The organism is Actinocorallia populi (genome assembly GCF_002995495.1).
Taxonomy (GTDB): Bacteria; Actinomycetota; Actinomycetes; order Streptosporangiales; family Streptosporangiaceae; genus Actinocorallia; species Actinocorallia populi.
In genome coordinates this window covers 492,340-506,979 of sequence record NZ_PVZV01000007.1, presented here as the reverse complement: position 1 = coordinate 506,979, position 14,640 = coordinate 492,340, and the positions used below count along the sequence as shown (strand labels likewise).

Genomic DNA, 14,640 nt, shown 5'->3' with positions numbered 1-14,640 from the left:
CCGCGAGAGCGGTTATAGTCGGAGGGCAGGCATCTCTCTGTGGAGGAGACCCAACGTGGCAGGTGACGTCGACATCTCCGGAATACCCGGAGCTGAGTGACCGCCGGCGCGCACGCGCCGTCGCGGTTCTTCGTCGTTCCCTCTGCCCGTTTCCCGGGCGCCCCAGGCGCGCCCGCGTCGCATCGAGGTTCCACCGATGTCCCGCACCTTCATCGTCTGTTCCGACCTTTCCTTCTCCTGGCCCGACGACACCCCCGTCTTCGACGGCCTGTCCTTCACCGTGGGCGGCGGCCGCACCGGCCTCGTCGCGCCGAACGGCGCGGGCAAGAGCACCCTGCTGAAGCTGATCGCGGGGGAGTACCGGCCCGCCCGCGGCACCGTGACCGTGGAGGGCGAGCTCGGGTACCTCCCGCAGAGCCTGCCCTTCGCGGGCGACCTGAGCGTCGCCGAGGTCCTCGGCGTCGCGCCGGTGATCGCGGCGATCGACGCCGTCGAGTCCGGCGACGCCGCCGAGGAGCACTTCACCACGATCGGCAACGACTGGGACATCGAGGAGCGCACCCGCGCCCAGCTGGACCGGCTCGGCCTCGGCCATCTCTCCTTCACCCGGCCCCTGCACACCCTCAGCGGCGGCCAGGCGATCTCCCTCGGCCTCGCCGGGCTGCTCCTCCGCCGTCCCGACGTGCTCCTCCTCGACGAGCCGACCAACAACCTCGACCTCGACGCCCGCCGCCGGCTGTACGCCGTGCTCGAGGAGTGGAAGGGCTGCCTGCTGCTGGTCAGCCACGACCGCGAGCTCCTCGACCGCATGGACCGCATCGCCGAACTCGACCGGGGCTCGGTCCGCTTCTTCGGCGGCGGCTACACCGCCTACGAGGAGGCCGTTGAGGCCGAGCGGGACGTCGCGGAGAAGAACATCCGAAGTGCCGAGCAGGACCTCAAGCGTGAGAAGAGGGAGCTGCAGCAGGCCCGGGAACGGGCCGAGCGGCGGGCGGGCAACGCCGCCCGCAACCTCAAGAACGCCGGTCTGCCGCGCATCTTCGCCGGCAACATGAAACGGGGCGCCCAGGAGTCGGCGGGCAGGTCCGGGCAGGTGCACGCCGCGCGGGTCGACGACGCCAGGGCCCGGCTCGACGAGGCGGGCCGCGCCCTGCGGGAGGACCAGAAGCTCAGCCTGCGGCTGCCGGAAACGAACGTCCCGGCGGGACGGACGGTCTTCCTCGGTGAAGGGATCAAGGTGCGCCTCGGCGACCGGGAGGTCTTCGCCGGGAACGGCGTGGACCTGGCCGTCAGGGGACCCGAGCGCATCGCCCTGACCGGCCCCAACGGATCCGGGAAGTCGACGCTGCTCCGCGTGGTGAACGGCGACCTGGAACCCGAGGAGGGCCGCATCCAGCGGGCCGACGGGCGCATCGCCCACCTGTCGCAGCGGCTGGACCTGCTCGACCTCGACCGCACAGTGGCCGAGAACCTGGCGGCCTTCGCGCCCGCGATGCCCCAGCCGGACCGGATGAACCTGCTCGCGCGCTTCCTCTTCCGCGGACAGCGCGCCCACCTCCCGGTCGGCGTGCTCTCCGGCGGCGAACGGCTGCGCGCCACCCTGGCGTGCGTGCTGTGCGCGGAGCCCGCGCCCCAGCTCCTGCTGCTGGACGAGCCGACCAACAATCTCGACCTGGTCGGCGTCGGCCAGCTGGAGAACGCCCTCACCGCCTATGAGGGCGCGTTCGTCGTCGTGAGCCACGACGAGCGGTTCCTCGACCGGATCGGCGTGAACCGCAGGATCGAGCTGCGCGAGGGCGAACTGCGGGAGATGTGACCCCGTGCGGGCCGGCGCCCGGGGCCGCGCGGCGGCGCGCCCCGGGCGCCGCGCCTCAGCGGACCCGGCCCCGCGCCTTCAGGGGGACCGGCGGCAGCTCGGGGGCGGGGATGCGCGGCCCGTGGTAGCCGTGGACGACGCCCAGGGAGTCGCCCGTCGCCCACGCCTCACGCGCGGCCTCGATCTCCTCGCCGGTGCGGGCCACGAAGTTCCACCACATGACCAGGCGCTCCTCGAACGGCACCCCGCCCAGCAGGATGACCCTGGCCGCCGAATCGGCCTCCAGCCGCAGATCGTCGCGTCCGCAGCCCAGGTAGAGCAGGCGGCCGACGGGCGCCGGGGAGCCCTCCACCCGCACGTCTCCGGACATCGTGAGCACCGCGTACTCGAAGTCGGCCTCCAGCGGCAGGCGGGCGCGCGCGCCGTCGTCCAGGTCCACGTCCGCGCCGGTGATCGGGGTGAAGGCCCGGCCGGGCGAGACGGTGCCGTCCAGCTCGCCGAGGAACACCGTCGCCCGCAGCCCCGGTGCGGCCACCACCGGCAGGTCGGCGTGGTGGGCGAAGGCGGGGGCGGTGTGCCGGTGGGAGTCGGGCAGCGCCACCCACAACTGCGCTCCGTGCAGGACGGGGTCGTGCGGGACGGGAGACTCCTCCGAGTGCGCGATGCCCCGTCCCGCCGTCATCAGCCCCAGCTCGCCCGGCCGGATGGTCTGCAGGCTGCCGAGGCTGTCGCGGTGCAGGACGTTCCCGGCGTGCAGCCAGCTGACCGTCTGCAGCCCGATGTGCGGGTGCGGGGCGACCTGCATGCCGGGCTCGTCGGCGACGTCGTCGGGGCCGTAGTGGTCGAGGAAGCACCAGGCGCCGACCATCCGCCGCCCCAGCGTCGGCAGCAGCCGCCGGACCCGGCTCTCCCCGAGCCACACCTCCTTGACCGGCAGCGGCTCCAGCACCGGCTCGGCGGCCACGGCGGCGGTGCCGCCGACCAGGTTCGGCACCGGATGCGTCTCCAGATTGCTCATGCCCTCACGGTACTCGCCGCCGGCGGGGGCGATCGTTTCCGCCCGGACCGGCGTCCGCCGGGTGACCTGGTGCGGAACAGCGGTTACCGTGAGTCCGACCGGAGTGCGCGAAACGGCGAGGGCGGGGCGGCGGTGGACGGGGAGAGGGGCGATCGGCCCGAGGAGGGCCTGGTCGCCGAACTGTGGGACCTGGCGGGCCTGGGCCTGCTGCTCACCGCGCCCGTACGCGACCTGGGCCGCGACGTCGCCGTCCACCTGGCCAGGACGGGACTGGAGCGGGCGCTGGAGCAGCCCGCCGTCCGCGGCCCGGTGGAGCAGGCCGCCCGCCACGCCGCGGCCCGCATCGCCGCCTCCCTCACCGACCGGCTCGCGGGCGAGCTGGCCGCGGCCGCCACGGGCAACCCGGTGGCCGCGGCGGCCCTGGGCGCGGCGGGCCGCGCCGCCGACCACCCGTGGTCGCGCGCCGCGCGGCGGCTCGCCCTGCGCAACCCCCTGGCCCGCGCCACCACCGCCAACCTCGTGGGGCTGACCGAGCGCGCCGCGGGCACCGGCCTGGCCAGGGCCGCCGCCGGGGCCACGCTGGAACCGGTGGTCGACGTCGTCGCCGACGTCGTGCTGGACGTGGTGCTGGAGCTCGGCCCCGAACTCGCCCTGGAGATCGCCGAGGAGGCCGCCAGGCAGACCGCGGCCGATCTGGCGGGGACGGTCCGGGCGGGCCTGGCCGGGCTCGGCTCGGCCGCCGGGGAGCTCGGCCCGCTCCCGGCCGCAGCCGCGGACTGGACGGGCGGCGCCGCGCGCAGCGAACCGGTCCGCCGGGCCGCCCGCACCGCCGGGGAGGCGGCCGGCGCCGCCGAACGGCTCGGTGTCCCGGAACTGACGGCCAGGGGCGCGCTCGGCGCCGCGGGCTGGGCCGCCCGCACCGATCTGGGCCGGGCGCTGACCGCCATGGCCGAGGAGGTCGTCCGCACCGCCCTGCGCGACCTGATGCGCGACATCGCCCGCGAGTCCGTCCGCCAGGCCTGGACCCGCGCGGTCGCCGTCCTGCTGGACGAGCGGCCCCCGCCCCCGTCCGAGCCGGACACCGCCCCCCGCATCGCCCGCCTGATCGCGGACCCCGCCCGGGAGGCCGCCGCCGGACTGGCGGTCCGGGTCTCCTTCCGCCTGGTCCCCGCCACCGTCCCCCGCATCGCGGTCAGCGCCGCCAGGAGCACCGGGGCACGCGCCTTCCGCCGCACGTCCTGACGCCCGCCGCAGCGCCGCCGGGGGATCGTTCCCCTGTCTCTACTCTGGCGGTAAAAAATTTACATTGCCTTTGCTGACCCCGGGAAATGGCGCTGTAAGGAATCGCGGATTAAGGTCATCAAGGTGCAGCCCGACCCCCCGCCGCTCTGCAAGGCGCCAGAAGAGGCGTTCGTCCGTGACCACACGCGGCTGAGAACAGTCCCCTACCTCCCCGAGCTCCGCCTCCACCAGGCCGACGACCCGTACGGCCTGGGAGAGCACATCGAGGACACGGGCCTGCCCTACTGGTCCTTCGCCTGGGCGGGCGGCCTGGCGCTGGCCCGGCACGTGCTGGACGTGCCCGAACTGGTCCGCGGCCGCACCGTCCTGGACGTGGCCGCCGGCTCGGGCGTGGCGGCGCTGGCCGCGGCTCGCTCGGGCGCCCGCGAGGTCACCGCCTGCGAGATCGACCCGTACGCGGCCGCCGCCATCCGCGCCAACGCCGAGGCCAACGGGGCGCGCGTCACCGCCCTCTGCGCGGACCTTCTGGACTCCCGCCCGCCCGCCTGCGACGTCGTGCTGGCCGGAGACGTCTTCTACGACAAGGCGCTGTCCCGCCGGATCGAGCCGTTCCTGCGCGATGCCGCCGCCTCCGGCGCACTGGTGCTCGTCGGCGACCCCGGGCGGCGGTACCTGCCGCGCGGCGCGTTCACCGCCCTCGCCCGCTACGACGTCCCGGTCAGCCGCACCCCCGAGGCCTCCCGCCACCGGCGCACCACCGTCTGGCAGGTCCCCGCCCGCTGACGCGCCGGGTTGGAACCGCGGCGCGAAGCGTGCGACGCTGGTCGCCCCCCATCCCCCATCGGAGGTTTCCTTGGCCGAGGAGGAGGCGTTCCGGCGGTTCGTGGCCGAACGCTCCGCCGCGCTGCTCCGGCTGGCCTACCTGCTGACCGCCGACCGCGCGGGCGCGGAGGACCTGGTGCAGAACGCCCTGGTCAAGGCGTATCTTCGATGGCGGAACATCGAGAGCAATCCCGAGGCCTACGTGCGGCGCGTCCTGGTCACGGTGGCCGCCGACGAGCGCAGGCGGGCCCACCGCAGGCACGAGACCGCGATGGAGGCGCTGCCCGAGACCGTCGACGGGACCGACCCGTACGCCGGGATCGACGGCAACGTCCGGCTGCGCTCCGCGCTGGCGTCCCTGCCGTCCCGGCAGCGGGCCGCCGTGGTGCTGCGGCACTGGGTGGGCCTGGAGGTCGCCGAGGTCGCCGAACTGCTCGGGTGCTCGGCCGGGACGGTCCGCAGCCAGACGCTGCGCGGCCTGGAGAAACTGCGGGAGGCCTACGGGTTGGCAGTGGAGGGGGAGGCCCGTGGATGACAGGGAACTGCTGGGCCTGCTGGCCGCCGAGGCGCCCGCACCGCGGCCCGGCCTGGCCGACGAGGTCGTCGCGCGGGCCCGCCGCACCCGGACGCGCCGCCGATGGAAGGCCGCCGCGGGCGGCCTCGCCCTGGCCGCCGCCGTGGCGATCGCCGTCCCGGTCGTGCTCCAGCACGAGAGCGCCCTGCAGTCGGACAGCTCGGCGGCCAAACCGGCGAGCGGTCCGCTCGAAGGCCAGAAGCTGCGGGAGAAGTCGGGAGAGGCGTACTCCCTGGGTGATTCCGCTCCGGAGGCCCTCGCCTCGGGTCGTTCGGCGGGGTCCGCCGCCGTCTACGAGGCCGCGATCGACGCCTTCCTGAAGGAAGGGACGAACGACGACCTGAGAAAGGCCCGTCCTCTGCGGATCCTGGACCAGGTCTGCCCGCTGCGTGGCGAGTGCGCCGACCGTCCGCTCGACCGCGGCCTCAAGCGGGAGCTCTCCGAGCGGATGCCGGAGGTGAGCTTCGTCCAGGACGATCTCACCCTCGATCTGGTGGAGCCCCTGCGATTGGGCGAGGCCCGGATCGACGGGGACAAGGCGCGTGTTCCCGTCTCCGGCAGACTGCTGCGCCTGGAGCTGAGCCGGGGACGCTGGCAGGTCGTGGGCGGGCTCTGACGCGCGTTCACGTCAGATCGAGCCGGGTGACGGTGTGCGCCTCGGTCGGGTCGGGGGTCTCCCAGCGGGCGGCCAGCCGGGTGATGACCGCGTCCGGGACGGGAGAGGGGCGGGCGCGGTTGCGGGCGCGCAGAACGGCCGGAGCCGCCTCCAGCGACACCAGTTCGATCCTGGCCCGGTAGGCGGCGGCGAGGCCGATGCACCGGTCCCGCAGCTGCCGTGACACGTTGGTGGCGTTCCAGACGAACGGGCGGCCCGCCCGCAGGTGGCCTCTGGCCTGCTCGAAGGCTGCCGCGACGACCGGCCCCTGGTCGGCAGCAGGGGAGACGCCCAGCTCGGCGCGCAGCCGGTCGAGGCTGACGACCGGCAGGTCCGGGCGGTGCGCGGCGATCCAGGTGTCCTTGCCCGCGCCGGGCAGCCCCGACAGCACGGTGACCGTCAGGAGGGTGTCGTCGTAGGCCGCGTAGGAGGGATCGCGGCCGGGCGTGCGGAAGTACTGGAACCGGGCGTGGTCGGAGGGGAAGGCCCGCGGCCCGTCCAGGCATTCCTCCTCGGCGCAGTACTCCTCGTACAGGGCGACGTTCTCCAGCATCCCGGGGAGGTCGCCGCACTCCCTGCCGCGCAGGTCGGCCTCGGCGAGCAGGACGAGGTCGGCGTTGGCGGCGAGCAGGCTCACCCGGAAGGCCGTCCGCCGCAGGTCGGGGCGCTCCAACCCCCAGAACGGCACCTGGTGGTGGCGGACGAGCGCGGTCACGTGCTCGCGCCAGGCGATCGGAACGCCGAGCTCCCACAGGATCCGGCGGGCCATCAGGTCGCCGTGGCGGGAGTGGCCGTGCGCGGTGATCCGGCCGTCCTCCTCCTTGGTGCACCGGGGTTTGGCCACGTCATGCAGGAGCGTCGCGGTGAAGAGCCTCGTGCGCTCGTCCTCCGGGCGCTCCCGCCAGCGCGGCAGCGCGGCCAGCGCCTCGCACGCCAGGCGCGTGTGCGTCTCGACGTCGCCTTCGGCGTGGTGCACCGGATCCTGCGCGACGCCCGCGAGCTCCCGGATCCAGGGGAACCGTTCACGGACGGCCGCCCAGTCCAGCCGCCAGTGCGGCGGCCGCGGGCAGAGTTCAGCGAACACCCGCATAAAGCACCTCCGGGTCGGCCAGCCCGTTCGCGACGATCGGCCGGTCCTGCCAGTGGCTTCCGGCGTCGAGGATGGCGGTCAGGAAGCTCGAGCGCACCCACTTGAACCGGTCGACCGTCCGCCCGCCTTCCTCGACCTTGAGGTAGAGGCCCTCCATCTCGTCGGCGGAGTCGGTCTCGGCCCGCACCCGCCCGGGATCGAGCCCGGCGGCCAGCGCGGCCGCATCCAGCGCCTCCCGCCAACGCCCGGTCCGGCACGTGGACGGACCGACGAGCGACGTCAGCTCCTCCAACCGGGCGACCTTCCCTTCACGCAACACCGGGACGGAGTGGACGGGAGTGCCCGCGAGCAGTTCCCGGCGCGCGGCGGTGGAGAGGAACACGTCCTCATCGCGGTCGTAGACGTCGAACTCGCAGAAATAGTGGGGAAGGGCGTCGTAGAAGACGGTGTGCTTGGCGTACATCCACTCGCCGTATACGACATACCGGGAGCCCAGCACCGGCCACAGCAGGTGCGAGACTGCCGACGCCCAGGCCTTGAGCGGCGCGAACTGCCGTTCCCTCGGGCCGCCGGCCAGGTAATGGCCGCGCGACTGCAGCCGCAGCCCGCCGTCCGCGTCGAAGCTGATGCCGCAGTTGGCCCCGTCGAGTTTCTCCTCCACGACCAGGTACCGGCCGGCCACGTCCCGGAACGGCACCGCCGCCAGATCGTGGTCGCCCGGCTGGAGCCGCGACCCCTGCAGATGTGGAGTACGGGGGTATTTGCGGATCATGCCACCGTTGTACGCGGTGCGGACGGCTCCGTCGAACGATTTACCGCAGCCGGGCGCGCGCCTCCATCAACGCGAAACCCAGCAGGTTGAGCCCCCTCCAGCGGGCCGGGTCGGCGGCGCGCTCGTCGTCGGCGGCCAGCCCGATGCCCCAGATCCGGTCGAGCGGGCTCGCCTCGACCAGGACCCGGGTACCGGTGCCCAGCAGGTAGCCGCGCAGTCCGGGGTCGGCGCCGAACTTCGCCACATTGCCCTGGACGACCAGTTCGAACCGGTGCTCGGCCCAGGTCCTGTCGTCGAAGCCCCGCACCCGGCGGCCGAGCCTCTTCGCCTCGTCCGGATGCCCCGAGGCCAGGACCAGCGCCTCGGTCTCCGCGTCGCCGAACAGCCGCGCCTTGCCCGCCATCATGTAGTGCTCGGCGCTGCGGTAGACCTGCCCGTCCGCCTCGAAGTCGTGCTCGAACCACTGGCTCAGCACGTGCCTGCCGCTCGGGTGCGGCCGGTGCCCCCAGAAGAAGAGGTACTTCAGGGCGGCGTCGGCCGCCTGCGCCTTCCGGAGGTCTTCCACGCTGCGCGGTTCCATGGGCGACACCTTAGGAGCCGCGGACGCCGCGATCCCAGGGGTTTTCGGACCGTTAAACTCGCTCCGGTCGCGGCTCCGGGGCGCCGGACGCCGCTCACCCGCCGATCGGGAGGACTGAGCATGGGTCGATGGAGAACGGTCCTCGCCTGGGCGCTGGTGGCGCCCTTCCTCATGTGGACGGTGTTGCGGCTCTCCGGGATCGACGCCGGCTTCCGGTGGATCCAGCTGGTCTCCTTCACCCCCTACGTGGCGGGTGCGGCGTTCGCCGTGCCGGTCGCCGCGCTGCTGCTGCGCCGCCGGGTGCCGGCGGTGGCCGGGCTGGCCGTCGCGGTGGTGCTCGGCGGCCTCGTCCTCCCTCGGCTGCTGGAGGAGGGGCAACCCGAGGCGAAGGGGCCGGTGCTGCGGGTGCTCAGCGCCAACATCCGGTTCGGTCTCACCCCGCCCGACCGGCTGCTCGGCCTGGCGCGGGAACTGCGCGCCGACGTGCTGTCGGTCCAGGAGCTACCGCCTGGAACCCGCCAGAAGTTGGAGGAGAAGGGCATCCTCGACCTGTTCCCGCACACCGCGAACGGCACGCACGACACCACGCTGTACTCGCGCCACCCCTTCCAGGCCAGGGTCGCCCCGGCGGGCGCCGTCCGGGCGGTGCTGGACGTCCCCGGCTCGGCGCAGCGGACCGAGTTCATGGCCGTGCACACCTGCGCCCCCCTGCACCCCGGCCTCGGCCGTTGCTGGCGCGCCGCGCAGGCCGAGCTGCCCGCCGCCACGCCCGAGGGCGAGCTCCGGATCCTGGCCGGGGACTTCAACGCCACCCTCGACCACGCGAGCCTGCGCGGTCTGCTCTCCACCGGCTACCGCGACGCCGCCGAGGTCCGCGGCGCGGGACTGCACGCCACCTGGCCCACCGCGGGATGGTCGACGCCCGGCATCGTCATCGACCACGTCTTCGCCGACCGCCGGATCGCCGTCCTGGACTACTCGGTCCACGACCTGCCGGGCAGCGACCACCGCGCCGTGTACGCCGAGCTGCGCCTGCCCTGAGCGGCCCCGCCCGAACGTGCCTGGTGAGACCCCGGATCCGACCGGGTCCCGAGCCGTTTGCCATGATCGTGACATGACGTTGCGTGTGGTGCTCCTCGGTTACGGGACCGGTGGCTCGGTCTTCCACGCCCCGCTGATCACCTCGGTGCCCGGCCTGGTCCTGACGGCCGTGGTGACGGGGAACCCCGAACGGCAGGAGGAGGTGCGGCGGCGCTACCCGGGGGTGGCGGTGCTGCCCGATCCGGCGCCGGTGTTCAACGACCCGGCGCACTGCGACCTCATGGTGATCACCACCCCGAACCGCACCCACGTGCCGCTGGCGACCCGGGCGCTGGAGGCCGGGCTGCCGGTCGTGCTCGACAAACCGGTCGCGGTGACGTCGGAGCAGGCGCTGGCGCTGGGCCGGATCGGGCCGCCGGTGTTCCCGTACCACAACCGCCGCTGGGACGGCGACTTCCGCACGCTCCGGCGGCTCATGGCCGAGGGCGCGCTGGGCGAGGTCGGGCGGTTCGAGTCGCGCTTCGAGCGGTGGCGGCCCCGGGTCAAGTCCTCCTGGAAGGAGTCGGCCGACCCCGCCGACGCAGGGAACATCGTCTACGACCTGGGCACCCACCTCATCGACCAGGCGATCTGCCTGTTCGGCCCGCCGACGCACGTCTACGCCGAACTCGACACCCGGCGGGCGGGCGCGGCCACCACCGACGACGCCTTCCTGGCGCTGACCCACGAGAACGGCGTCCGGTCCCACCTGTGGATGAGCGCGGCCGCCGCCGACCTCGGCCCCCGGTTCCGGGTGCTGGGCGACAGGGCCTCCTACGTCACCCACGGCATGGACGGCCAGGAGGAGGCGCTGCGCGCGGGCCGCACCCCGCGCGAGCCCGGCTGGGGCCAGATGCCGCCGGAGACCTTCGGCTTCCTGGGCGTGCCCGGCCAGTCCCGCCCCGTCCGCACCGACCCGGGCGCGTGGCAGGAGTTCTACGCCGGGGTGGTGAACGCGCTCGAGCACGGCGGACCGCCTCCGGTGCCGCTGGAGGACGCCGTCGCGGGGCTGGAGGTCGTCGAGGCCGCGCTGCGCTCCGCGGCCGGCAGGTAGCGGTTTTCGGACGTCGCTCTGGGCGGACGCCCAGCTCCGGCGCTCGTGGTCGAAAAAGTATTCGACATCTGATCTACCGTTGGGGCGTGACAGAAACACAGCTCTCCGGCGGCCCCGGCACGACACGGGCGAACCGCCTCGCTTTCGGCGCGGTGGCCTTCACCGTCGCGGCCTGGGCCTCGGCGTTCGTGGCGATCCGCGACCTCGGCGACGACTTCGGACCGGGCCCCCTGACCCTCGGCAGGCTGGTCGTCGCGGCCGTCGTGCTCAGCGCGCTGCTGGCCGTGCGCCGGGAGTGGGTGCGGCCCACCCGCCGGGAGTGGACGCTGGTCGGCGTGTACGGGGTGGTCTGGTTCGGCGTCTACAACGTGGCGCTGAACGCCGCCGAGCAGCGCGTCGACGCCGGGACGGCCGCCATGCTCGTCAACATCGGCCCGATCCTCATCGCGCTGCTGGCCGGGACCCTCCTGCGCGAGGGCTACCCGCGGTGGCTGCTCGTCGGCGCCGGGGTCGCCTTCGCCGGAGCCGCGCTGATCGGCGTGGCGACGGCGGGCGAGGACGACGCCGACCTGCTCGGCATCGCCTTCGGCGTGGGCGCCGCCGTCGCCTACGCGATCGGGGTGGTGGCGCAGAAGCCGGTGCTGCGGCGGCTTCCGTCGCTGCAGGTGACCTGGCTGGGCTGCATGGTCGCCGCGGTCGCCTGCCTGCCGTACGCCCCCGCGCTGGTCGAGGAGAGCGGGCGCGCCTCAGCCGGAACGCTCGGCTGGCTGTTCTACCTCGGCCTCGTCCCCACCGCCCTGGCCTTCAGCACGTGGGGTTACGCCCTGGCCAGGATGGACGCCGGGCGCCTCGGCGTCACCACCTACCTCGTCCCGCCGCTGGCCATCGTCCTGGCCTGGATCCTGCTGGCCGAGGCCCCCGCCCCGCTCGCCCTCGCCGGCGGCGCCGTCTGCCTGGCCGGCGTCGCCCTCTCCAGGCGCCGCTAGCCCCCGGCCCTCCTCGTCCTCGGCCGCACGCCTGCGGTCCAGCAGGACCGCCCCGGCGATCACCCCGACGATGGCCAGGGCGGGGACGAAGAGGGCGATCGACTCGACGACCGGGTGGTGGGCCAGGATCATGCGCCCGACCGTACCGCCGGACGGCCCCGCACCGCACCGGCTATCCGCGAGACGCCCCAGCCGAGGGCCAGCACCAGCAGCAGGGTGCAGGCCAGCACCACCGAGGAGGCCGCGGCCCACACCCAGCCGGGCACGTCCTGCTTGAGCTCGCGCTGCAGGAGGGGCTGCTCGGCCTGGACGTCCCGGGTGAACCGCGCGTCGGCGGGCAGCTCCTTCGCGCCGATCGCCGGGTCCTCGGGCAGGAAGACCGGGACGGCGGCGAGCGTACGCCCGTCGTGGATGCGCACCAGGGTCTTCCAGGTGCCGTCCAGCGGCATCGGCTCGGTGGTGCGGTAGGTGGCCGGCCCGGTCCGCTCGAGCAGGTCCACGTGCAGGTCGCCGCCCTGCCAGGCGGTGACCTGGATCCAGGCGGGGTCGTCGAGCCCGCGGCTAAGCGTGAAGGTCCCGTGGCCGTCGGGGGTGAGGGCCGCCGTGACCTGCATCCGGTCGGGGACGGTGAACACGAGGCAGTTGGCGACCGCGGCCGCGATGACGAGGAGCGAACCGGCGAACAGACCGCGGCTGGCGGCCGGGCGGGGGAGCCGGCCGGCCAGCCCCTCGGCCAGCAGGACGCCCAGGACCGCGCCGGACAGGCCGCCCGCCAGGGCCATCAGGACGCCCTCGACCAGGATGTCGGGGGTCCACGGCAGCCGGAAGGCCACCTGCGTCCAGGCGTACTCGGCGGCGAACCCGGCGGTGCCGACGACGAACCCGGCGGCGACGCCGAAGGCCAGCGGGCGCCGGATCAGCGCGAGCGCCACGAGCTCGATGAGCACGGCCTCGGCCAGGTACATGGGGACCGCCGCGTTGAGCTCGCCGATGACCGGTCCGACGGCCAGCGAGACGCCGCCGCGCACCACCATGTAGAAGACGGCGGCCAGGACCGCCCCGCCCCTGCCGACCCACAACCGGGCGGCGACCAGGGCGCAGCCGGCGGCCAGCGCGATGAGGAACGGCTGGTTGACCAGCCGGAACTGCGGCACGCCGAAGTCGAACTCGGCCTGGAACACCGACAGGCCGATGAGCAGGCCGCCGCAGGCCATGCCGCGGCGCAGGTAGGACAGGGCGGCGGGGGCGGGGGTGACGCCGGAGGCCGCGAGGCCCTCGCGCTCCAGGACGAGCATGCCGACGAGGGACAGCCCGGCGCCGCCGATGAGCATCAGGTGGGTGGGGCCCCACAGCGTGACGTCCTGGCCGAAGATGCGGTGCCAGACGTCGTCCAGCGGGAAGCCGAGCAGGGCGTAGAACCCCGCTCCCGCGACGAGCGCGCCGCCCGCCGGGACGTGCCAGGTGCGGGTGATGCGCACCGGCGCCGGTCCCGGCTTCTCCTTCACCGGCAGGGCCAGGGCGATGACACCGGCGGCGAAGATGCCGAACAGCCCGATGAGGATGGGGTAGTGGGCGATGTTGGCCAGCGGTCCCTCGTCCCGGCCTCGGGTGATGTGCAGGGAGATGTCCCAGTACATCCCGAGCAGCGCGGTGATGAGGGAGACCATGGCCACGATCATCGGCAGCGCGGCCCAGCCCGGCAGTCCCCGCGCCGCCCCTCTGCTCGCCAGCGCGGCCAGGGCGCCGAGCGCCCGCAGCCGCCCGGTGCGGTGCCCGTGGCCCAGCACCAGCAGCACGGCGGCGAGCAGGAGGCCGACGCCGCTCGCGATCAGCACCTGGTCGAGTGCCGCGCCTCCGGCGGGTTTCAACTCCTCGGCGAGAACTCCCATGAACGACTCTCCTCGGTGGGGGGTGACAGCACGGCACCCTAATACCCCACTGGCTTATGTGTCATTCACCAATGTCTCATTGTGGGCGTGGAGAAGGTGTGGCGTTCGCCACCGGAGAGGGCTCGCGAGAAGTTGTATTTTTCGACCGGAAAAGTAGAGAAAAAGCCGGAGCGGGCCCGGCGGGACCCGGGCCCCGCCGGAGTTCGGACGCCCCGCCGGGCGGGTCAGCCCACCAGGCGGGAGCGCAGGGCGGCGGTGTCGTCGGCGGTCCAGCCGTTGGCGGCGAGCCAGTCCAGGGCCCCGCCGTGGCTGCGGTCCAGGACCGCCAGGAAGCGCTCCATGATGAAGGCGTGGGGGAGGTGGCTGTCGGTGGGGCGGCCGCTCAGGTCGGTGCGGTAGGTCTCGCTGCTCAGCAGGCGGTCCAGGATCGCGTCGATCCGCTCGGCGGTCAGCGCGTAGTCGGCGATGACGGCCTCGCGGGCGACGCCGGCCACCTCCAGGGCCAGGGCGCTGACCACGCCGGTGCGGTCCTTGCCCGCCGCGCAGTGCACGATCGAGGCCGCCTCCTCGTGCGCCATGACGCGCAGCGCGGCCACGATCGAATCGGCCCTGTCCCGCAGATAGCCGTGGTAGAAGCCGACCGACTTGTGCTCGGGGTCCTCCTGGACGGTGCGGCTCTGCCAGGGCAGCGCCTTGTCGACCTCCACCCCGGCGGCGATCTGGGTCTCCACGAACAGCGACAGGTGGTGGATCGTCACCCCGGCCAGCCGGGTGAGCGGCCCCGGTCCCTCGCGCTGCACCTCGGCCAGGCTGCGCAGGTCGATGACGTGCCCGACCCCCATCTCCCCGGCCAGCAGCGAGACGTCACCGTCGGTGAGCCCCTGCAGGTTGTCCGAGCGCAACACCCGGCCGAAGCGCGTGCTGCGCCCGTCCGTGGTGGGAAGGCCGCCCAGGTCACGGACGTTGACGGCCCCGTCAAGGCTGATCCAGCGACTCTGCTCCATCACGACGGAAAGCCTACCCTTGGACAAAGGTCAGCTATCGCCTAAATCACGTGATGAA

The 14,640-nt window shown here is 73.9% G+C and carries 14 protein-coding genes; 8 read left to right on the top strand and 6 right to left on the bottom strand.

The features are described from left to right. Window positions 1–196: 196 nt before the first annotated feature. A complete protein-coding gene (locus C2865_RS29130) occupies window positions 197–1,816 on the top strand; it encodes an ABC-F family ATP-binding cassette domain-containing protein (protein WP_106401781.1) in 1,620 nt (539 codons plus the stop codon). Window positions 1,817–1,871: 55 nt separating this feature from the next. Here C2865_RS29130 and C2865_RS29125 read toward each other — a convergent pair whose 3' ends face one another. Beyond that, window positions 1,872–2,834, bottom strand: a complete 963-nt coding sequence (locus C2865_RS29125; protein WP_106401780.1) for a pirin family protein — start codon at window positions 2,832–2,834, stop codon at window positions 1,872–1,874. A gap of 132 nt (window positions 2,835–2,966) precedes the next feature. Between C2865_RS29125 and C2865_RS29120 the strand changes: the two genes are divergently transcribed. The 4 genes from C2865_RS29120 (at window position 2,967) to C2865_RS29105 (ending at window position 6,088) form a co-directional block, all read left to right on the top strand. After that, a complete protein-coding gene (locus tag C2865_RS29120) occupies window positions 2,967–4,076 on the top strand; it encodes a hypothetical protein (protein WP_106401779.1) in 1,110 nt (369 codons plus the stop codon). A gap of 123 nt (window positions 4,077–4,199) precedes the next feature. Then, on the top strand, window positions 4,200–4,859 hold the full coding sequence (locus tag C2865_RS41035; protein ID WP_106401778.1) for a class I SAM-dependent methyltransferase: 660 nt from the start codon (window positions 4,200–4,202) through the stop codon (window positions 4,857–4,859). A 70-nt stretch (window positions 4,860–4,929) separates the two neighbouring features. After that, window positions 4,930–5,433, top strand: coding sequence for a SigE family RNA polymerase sigma factor (locus C2865_RS29110; protein WP_106401777.1), 504 nt, complete (start codon window positions 4,930–4,932; stop codon window positions 5,431–5,433). Then, complete coding sequence (locus tag C2865_RS29105; RefSeq protein ID WP_106401776.1) at window positions 5,426–6,088, top strand: hypothetical protein; 663 nt, start codon at window positions 5,426–5,428, stop codon at window positions 6,086–6,088. Before C2865_RS29110 ends, C2865_RS29105 begins: the two co-directional genes overlap by 8 nt. A gap of 7 nt (window positions 6,089–6,095) precedes the next feature. On the opposite strand, the gene C2865_RS29100 is transcribed toward C2865_RS29105, so the two are convergent. The 3 genes from C2865_RS29100 to C2865_RS29090 are packed head-to-tail and all read right to left on the bottom strand — an operon-like array spanning window position 6,096 to window position 8,569. Beyond that, complete coding sequence (locus C2865_RS29100) at window positions 6,096–7,217, bottom strand: AAA family ATPase (protein WP_106401775.1); 1,122 nt, start codon at window positions 7,215–7,217, stop codon at window positions 6,096–6,098. Then, the gene (locus tag C2865_RS29095) at window positions 7,201–7,989 is read right to left on the bottom strand and encodes an RNA ligase family protein (RefSeq protein WP_106401774.1); all 789 of its coding nucleotides are present in this window, start codon (window positions 7,987–7,989) and stop codon (window positions 7,201–7,203) included. The genes C2865_RS29100 and C2865_RS29095 overlap by 17 nt, the downstream gene beginning before the upstream one ends. Window positions 7,990–8,029: 40 nt before the next feature. Then, window positions 8,030–8,569 carry an NADAR family protein gene (locus tag C2865_RS29090; RefSeq protein WP_106401773.1) on the bottom strand — a complete coding sequence of 180 codons (540 nt, stop codon included), beginning with the start codon at window positions 8,567–8,569 and terminating at the stop codon, window positions 8,030–8,032. Between the two features lie 120 nt (window positions 8,570–8,689). On the opposite strand from C2865_RS29090, the gene C2865_RS29085 reads away from it, so the two are divergent. From C2865_RS29085 to C2865_RS29075, 3 genes are all read left to right on the top strand, one after another. Continuing rightward, window positions 8,690–9,610, top strand: a complete 921-nt coding sequence (locus C2865_RS29085; protein ID WP_157963943.1) for an endonuclease/exonuclease/phosphatase family protein — start codon at window positions 8,690–8,692, stop codon at window positions 9,608–9,610. A 73-nt stretch (window positions 9,611–9,683) separates the two neighbouring features. After that, window positions 9,684–10,703 carry a Gfo/Idh/MocA family oxidoreductase gene (locus C2865_RS29080; protein ID WP_106401771.1) on the top strand — a complete coding sequence of 340 codons (1,020 nt, stop codon included), beginning with the start codon at window positions 9,684–9,686 and terminating at the stop codon, window positions 10,701–10,703. Window positions 10,704–10,789: 86 nt separating this feature from the next. After that, entirely contained in the window at window positions 10,790–11,689 is a 900-nt protein-coding gene (locus C2865_RS29075; protein ID WP_106401770.1) for a DMT family transporter, read from the top strand. A gap of 128 nt (window positions 11,690–11,817) precedes the next feature. Here the strand turns inward: C2865_RS29075 and C2865_RS29070 are convergent, their stop codons facing one another. Next, window positions 11,818–13,578, bottom strand: a complete 1,761-nt coding sequence (locus C2865_RS29070) for a hypothetical protein (protein WP_106401769.1) — start codon at window positions 13,576–13,578, stop codon at window positions 11,818–11,820. A 224-nt stretch (window positions 13,579–13,802) separates the two neighbouring features. Next, on the bottom strand, window positions 13,803–14,582 hold the full coding sequence (locus tag C2865_RS29065; protein WP_106401768.1) for a tyrosine-protein phosphatase: 780 nt from the start codon (window positions 14,580–14,582) through the stop codon (window positions 13,803–13,805). Window positions 14,583–14,640: the final 58 nt, after the last annotated feature.